This window comes from Polaromonas sp. P1_E3 (assembly GCF_056405935.1).
Genome location: NZ_JBFUBD010000186.1, coordinates 1 through 5,399, shown reverse-complemented (window position 1 = coordinate 5,399; position 5,399 = coordinate 1). Strand labels below are relative to the sequence as shown.

Below are 5,399 nucleotides of genomic sequence, written 5' to 3'. Positions count from 1 at the left end.
CCGGCCGCATTTTTGTGCCGCAACCGCAGGCCGCCAGGCTTCTGAACGCCATGGGCAACCCCGGCAAGGACTCGCGGCTGCAGGGCCTGGTGTTTCCGGCGGCCAACGACTCCTGGTTTGTCACGGTGCGCTTTGAGTCCGCAGGCTACGTGAAAGATGACGATGCCAAGGACTGGAACGCCGACGACCTTCTCAAGAGCTACCGCGAAGGCACAGAAGCCTCGAACAGCGAACGCAAGAAGATGGGTTTTCCTGAAATGGAAATTGTCGGCTGGGCCGAAAAGCCAGCCTACAACGCGGCCACCCACCGGCTGGTGTGGGCCATGTCCAGCAAGGACCGCGGCGCGGCGCCCGATGCCGCGCAGGGCGTGAACTACAACACCTACGCGCTGGGACGCGAGGGCTACTTCAGCCTGAACCTGGTGACAGCGCTGAACGATTTGCCGAAAGACAAACCCGTTGCGGCGGAGCTGCTGTCGGCCCTGCAATACAACGACGGCAAACGTTATGCCGATTTCAACTCCAAAACCGACAAGGTGGCTGAATACGGCCTGGCCGCACTGGTGCTGGGCGTGGCCGCGAAAAAGCTGGGTTTCTTTGCCGTCGCCGCGCTCTTTTTTGCCAAATTCGCCAAGGTGATTTTTCTGGCCGTGGCGGGGTTTGGCGCGGTGTTCTTTAAATATTTCAAGCGCAAACCGGCTGCAGTGCCGATGCCGGTCGCGGCAGCCGATCAGGACACGGTTCCTGCCGCATTCGGCAGTGCGGCAAATGCCGCGCCGGCCAGCCCGCCAAAACCGCCGGCACCGCCCACCGCCTGAAAAGTTTCCTCACGTGACGAAACTCCTGCTGCTGCTTTTCACCGGCGCCAAATTCGGCAAGCTGCTGCTCACGGGTGGCAGCATGCTGATTTCGGTGTTTGCCTATGCGCTGCTGTTCGGCTGGCGCTATGCGGTGGGCTTTGTGGCGCTGCTGTTTGTGCATGAAATGGGCCACTACATTGCGGCACGCCAACGCGGCCTCGATGTGGGCGCACCCACCTTCATTCCGTTTGTGGGTGCCTGGGTAGAGCTCAAGGACATGCCGCATGACGCCGAAACCGAAGCCTATGTGGGCCTGGGCGGCCCGCTGCTGGGCACGATAGGCGCGCTGGCCTGCTATTTTCTGGCACGCGACCAGGACAGCAACCTGCTGCTGGCAATCGCGTACTCCGGCTTTTTCCTGAACCTCTTCAACCTGATTCCGTTGTCGCCGTTTGACGGAGGCCGCATCACCGCGGTGCTGTCGCCGCGCATCTGGTTCCTGGGGGTGCCGGTGCTGGTGGGCCTGTTCTTCTGGCGGCCCAGCCCCATGCTCATCCTGATGGCGCTGCTGGCCGGGCCGCAGCTGCTGAAGGCCATACGCTACAAATCAGACAGCGAAGAGGCCAAAACCTATTACGCGACCAGCGCCGCCACGCGTTTTGAGTACGGCTTTTACTACCTGGCCCTGGCGGCGTTTCTGGCGGTGATGACACACGATGTGCACGAAATGCTGCGCGGCGTCAGTGCCATCCGCTAACCAGGTGAGCACGCGGGCTGTGTCAGTCCGGCACAAACTTCGCGTTGAAGGTCGCTTCGTCTTCGGGCAGCTCCAGCGTCACCAATTGGCCCATGCGCATATCAGCCAGGCGGCAGGCACCGAACAGGCTGTATTTGCCCTTGAGCCCATAGCTTTCCATGTCGATCAGCATGAAGGAGTGGGGCACAAACACCTGGTGCAGAAAAATCGTGCGGTGCCGGTTGCGCGGCGACGGAAAGAGCTTGTAATGCTCGGTGGTGATGCTTTGTGCTGCTGCCATGATGTCGGTGAATGCGGGCGGCCGGGGACGGCCTGGAGGAATCCGCTAGCCCTGACTGTAAGCTCTAGCCTTGCGTAAAGCTTGCTCCAACCCCCTTTTTTGCCCCCTGAAGCCCCAATACCCATGACCGAGCGCCACCCGACACCCGGAAAAGAAGAAATTGCCCTGCTGGAGCCATTTGACCGGCTGGGTCTGGGCCAGATCCAGGTGGTGGCCACGCCGGCCCAGGCCTCCGCCGCGCTGCAGGCCCTGGCCGGCGCCACGGTGCTGGGCTTTGACACCGAATCGAAACCGACCTTTGCCAAAAATGAAGCCTCTGAAGGCCCGCACATCGTGCAGCTGTCGGCGCTCGACAAAGCCTGGATCTTCCAGCTCGAAGACGCCGAATGCCGCCGCGTGGTCGGGCTGCTGCTGAGTTCGCCCGCCATCATCAAGGCCGGCTTCGGCCTGGGCGACGACCAGCGCCGCATCATCCGCAAGCTGGGCACAGACCTGCAGGGTGTGCTGGACCTGAACGTGGTGTTCCGCGAGCGCGGCTACCGCAAGGACATGGGGGTGCGCGGCGCCGTGGCCGTGATGTTCAACAAGCGTTTTCTCAAATCCAAGAAAGCGGCCACCTCCAACTGGGCCAATGAACGGCTGACGGAAGCGCAGATCATTTATGCGGCCAATGATGCCTATGGTGCGCTGCGCGTGTTCAAGGCGCTGGGGCTGGGGTGAAACACGGCGAATACGCTACTAAATTAATAGCTGCTTGCGCCCGCCCCTAAAGGGCTGCAGCCGATTTCATTCAAGAAATTTAATGCCCAAACTGTTTTAATCTCAAAGGATTCCTCCATGAAAACATTGCTCCCCCTGCTCGCCTGCGTCCTGATGTCCGGCTGTGCGGCCGAACTGGTCAGCGTCAATGACAAACTGATTGTGGTCAAGGCCCGCCCGTCGAAACTGGGCGAAGCCACCGACATCGCTGAAATGCAATGCCAGCAGCGCGGCCTGCATGCCCGGCTGGTGACAAAGCCAACCCCGGAGCAATATGGGTTTGAGTGCGTGCGCTGAGTCAGGCGTCCACGCAGCAGATCGAAGAAAACGAGGAGATGGCATGCAACACGTTCTGAAGTTCTGCAGGATCTTTTTACTGCTGCCCGCGCTGGTGTGGTCCGGCGGCGCCGCGTGGGCGGCCGATATTCATGTGATGACCTCGGGCGGCTTTACCGCCGCCTACAACGAGCTGGTGCCGGCCTTTGAGCGTGCCACCGGGCACAGGGTCATCACGGCTTATGGCGCTTCCATGGGCGACGCACCGGATGCCATTCCGAACAGGCTGGCGCGCAAGGAGCGGGCCGACATCGTGATCCTGGCGGCGCCGGCGCTGGATGCGCTCGTGAGCCAGGGCAAGGTACAGGCCGGCAGCCGGGTRGACCTGGTGCGCTCCCTGATCGGCATGGTCGTGCGCGCAGGGGCGCCCAAGCCTGACATCAGCACGGTCGACGCGCTCAGGCGCACGCTGCTGGACGCCCGGTCCATCGCCTACTCAGCGAGCGCGAGCGGTGTCTATATCTCTACCGAGCTGTTCCAGCGCCTGGGCATCTCGGCGCAGGTTTCGGGCAAGAGCACCAAAATACTCAGCGAGCGGGTGGGTACTGTGGTGGCCCGCGGCGATGCCGAGCTGGGCTTCCAGCAGGTCAGCGAACTGCTTCCGATTCCGGGCATCGACTATGTGGGGCCGCTGCCGGACGAAGTGCAGCGCGTCACCGTGTTTTCAGCAGGCATTGCTGCCGATGCCGTCGAGCAGGATGCCGCACGCGCATTGATCCGTTTCTTTACCACCGCGGCAGCGGCGCCCGTCATCCGGAAAACCGGGCTGGAACCTGTCACCGCTCCATAACGGCGGCCCTGCGGGCATCAATCAGGGGTAGTAGAGCTGTTCCAGCCGCGCGGCTTCGGTGTAGATCGACGGCAACGCGATGTTGCGGGCACCCAGGGCGGCAGCGCGCAAACCCACGCTGTAACGCGCGTCCTGGCCCGACAGCGGCGGTGCACCGGCGGGTTTTGCCTTCAGCCAGGCCAGCGCATCGGCTGCGGCGATTTCCCCCATCGACCTGGCGGATGGCGCCACACTGAGTCCCCCACCCTGCTGGACGTATTCAATGTCGACACCCAGCGGCAAGGGCGCGGCATTGGCTTCGATCCACCTGACCACCTCGGCGTCGGGCGCCACGCCGGCCACCGCAGGCCCTGCACGCAAACTGCCATGCGACAGCACGAGCACCACATCGGCCTTGCCGTCCATGGCTTTGATGGCCGCTTGCCAGGCGGGGAAATCGCCCAGTGTGTGGGTGGCCACCACACTGTGGGGCGCCCAGTTGAAAGTTTCGACCTGCCTGAGCTGGCCTTTGCTGGTGGGGCCGGCATCGCCCAGCACAGCCACGCGCACCGGTTGGCCCTTTTTCACGTGCTGCAGCAAGTCGCGCATGGCGGCCAGCGGCAGACGCTCGACGACGCCGGTGACGTTGGCGGCGCCCACGTAGCCGTACTCCGCGGGGTCGTGGTCTATGGCGGCGAACACCACCCTGGGATGGCCCTGCCCGGCAAAGCGGCGCATCACGTATTGCTGGGCTTCGTCGTCTACCGCAATCACCAGGTCGGGCTTGAACTGTTCAATGGCGCGCAGGCCTTCCTTTGCGGCGTCCTGGCGGTGGTCTTCATCGGGGAGGCGGTCTATGCCCAGGTAATGCCAGCGTACCGTCAAGGGCTGTCTGTTTTTGTCCAGAACATGGCGTATGCCTTCGTCCATCCTGGCGACGGTGGTGGAGTTTCGGTCGGCGCTGTGCAGTACCAGCACCCGCGGCTTGGACAGGTTGAACATGCCCAGCAACAGCAGCGCGACGAGAAGGGCGGCAGCCGTCAGGACAGCGAGGGTTCCGTTTTTCATACCAGGCCCAGCCATTCCCAATAGGGAATCGAGAGATAGGCCGCCAGCAGGCGCGCCAGGTTCATCCAGTGGTTATAGCGCAGGAAATCGGTGTGTTTGTAGTAGCGGTCCAGTCCGCTGCCCATGACCTGCAGGTACTGGGAGCTTTGGTAGGGCATGAACCAGATGTCGCTGAACATCGCGGTCAGGAAGACCACGACCCAGGGGTTGATGAACTGCGCCTGCCCGATGGGCAGAAGGATCACCGCCGCCACGATCATGCCGGCGGTGATGGGCAGCACCAGGCGCAGCAGCAGCGTGACCACCAGCGCGACCGGAATGAACCAGACCATCTTGCCGCCGACGAAATCAAACATGTTGCCTGCCGAATGGGCCAGTGCGGTGTCCAGCCCCAGGTAGCTGATGGCACGGCTCAGGCCGTCAAGGCTGAGCAGAAAGAAAATCATCGGCCAGTCGATCTTCTGCTGGAAGTCCTTCTTGCTCAGCAAGCCCATGAGCAACAGGCCGACCAGCAGAAAGGCCGCAAGCCAGGCTGGAGAAATCTGGTGCCAGCCTGCGGTGCCGGCGCCCAGCAGGAAAAACAGGAAACCGGTGAGCGCGGCTTTTTCGGGCCGGGTGACGTCGCCCAGC

8 protein-coding genes are annotated in these 5,399 nt (G+C 62.7%); 5 read left to right on the top strand and 3 right to left on the bottom strand.

Translation table 11 applies throughout. The annotated features are described in order from the left end of the window. Both AC1D0Z_RS15425 and AC1D0Z_RS15420 read left to right on the top strand, forming a co-directional pair. Window positions 1-818 (top strand): DUF2167 domain-containing protein (locus tag AC1D0Z_RS15425; RefSeq protein ID WP_477659104.1); only part of this gene is annotated, 818 nt, incomplete at its 5' end. A gap of 13 nt (window positions 819-831) precedes the next feature. Further along, entirely contained in the window at window positions 832-1,557 is a 726-nt protein-coding gene (locus AC1D0Z_RS15420; RefSeq protein ID WP_477659103.1) for a site-2 protease family protein, read from the top strand. Between the two features lie 22 nt (window positions 1,558-1,579). Here AC1D0Z_RS15420 and AC1D0Z_RS15415 read toward each other — a convergent pair whose 3' ends face one another. Continuing rightward, window positions 1,580-1,837 carry a hypothetical protein gene (locus AC1D0Z_RS15415; RefSeq protein WP_477649545.1) on the bottom strand — a complete coding sequence of 86 codons (258 nt, stop codon included), beginning with the start codon at window positions 1,835-1,837 and terminating at the stop codon, window positions 1,580-1,582. Window positions 1,838-1,960: 123 nt separating this feature from the next. On the opposite strand from AC1D0Z_RS15415, the gene AC1D0Z_RS15410 reads away from it, so the two are divergent. From AC1D0Z_RS15410 to AC1D0Z_RS15400, 3 genes are all read left to right on the top strand, one after another. Further along, window positions 1,961-2,557, top strand: a complete 597-nt coding sequence (locus AC1D0Z_RS15410) for a 3'-5' exonuclease (protein ID WP_477659102.1) — start codon at window positions 1,961-1,963, stop codon at window positions 2,555-2,557. A gap of 117 nt (window positions 2,558-2,674) precedes the next feature. Continuing rightward, complete coding sequence (locus AC1D0Z_RS15405; protein ID WP_477659101.1) at window positions 2,675-2,893, top strand: hypothetical protein; 219 nt, start codon at window positions 2,675-2,677, stop codon at window positions 2,891-2,893. A 43-nt stretch (window positions 2,894-2,936) separates the two neighbouring features. Next, entirely contained in the window at window positions 2,937-3,722 is a 786-nt protein-coding gene (locus tag AC1D0Z_RS15400; RefSeq protein ID WP_477659100.1) for a substrate-binding domain-containing protein, read from the top strand. Window positions 3,723-3,743: 21 nt separating this feature from the next. On the opposite strand, the gene AC1D0Z_RS15395 is transcribed toward AC1D0Z_RS15400, so the two are convergent. Both AC1D0Z_RS15395 and AC1D0Z_RS15390 read right to left on the bottom strand, forming a co-directional pair. After that, window positions 3,744-4,769 carry an ABC transporter substrate-binding protein gene (locus tag AC1D0Z_RS15395; protein ID WP_477659099.1) on the bottom strand — a complete coding sequence of 342 codons (1,026 nt, stop codon included), beginning with the start codon at window positions 4,767-4,769 and terminating at the stop codon, window positions 3,744-3,746. Further along, on the bottom strand, window positions 4,766-5,399 hold a 634-nt coding region (locus AC1D0Z_RS15390; protein WP_477659098.1), incomplete at its 5' end, for a hypothetical protein. The genes AC1D0Z_RS15390 and AC1D0Z_RS15395, both read right to left, overlap by 4 nt.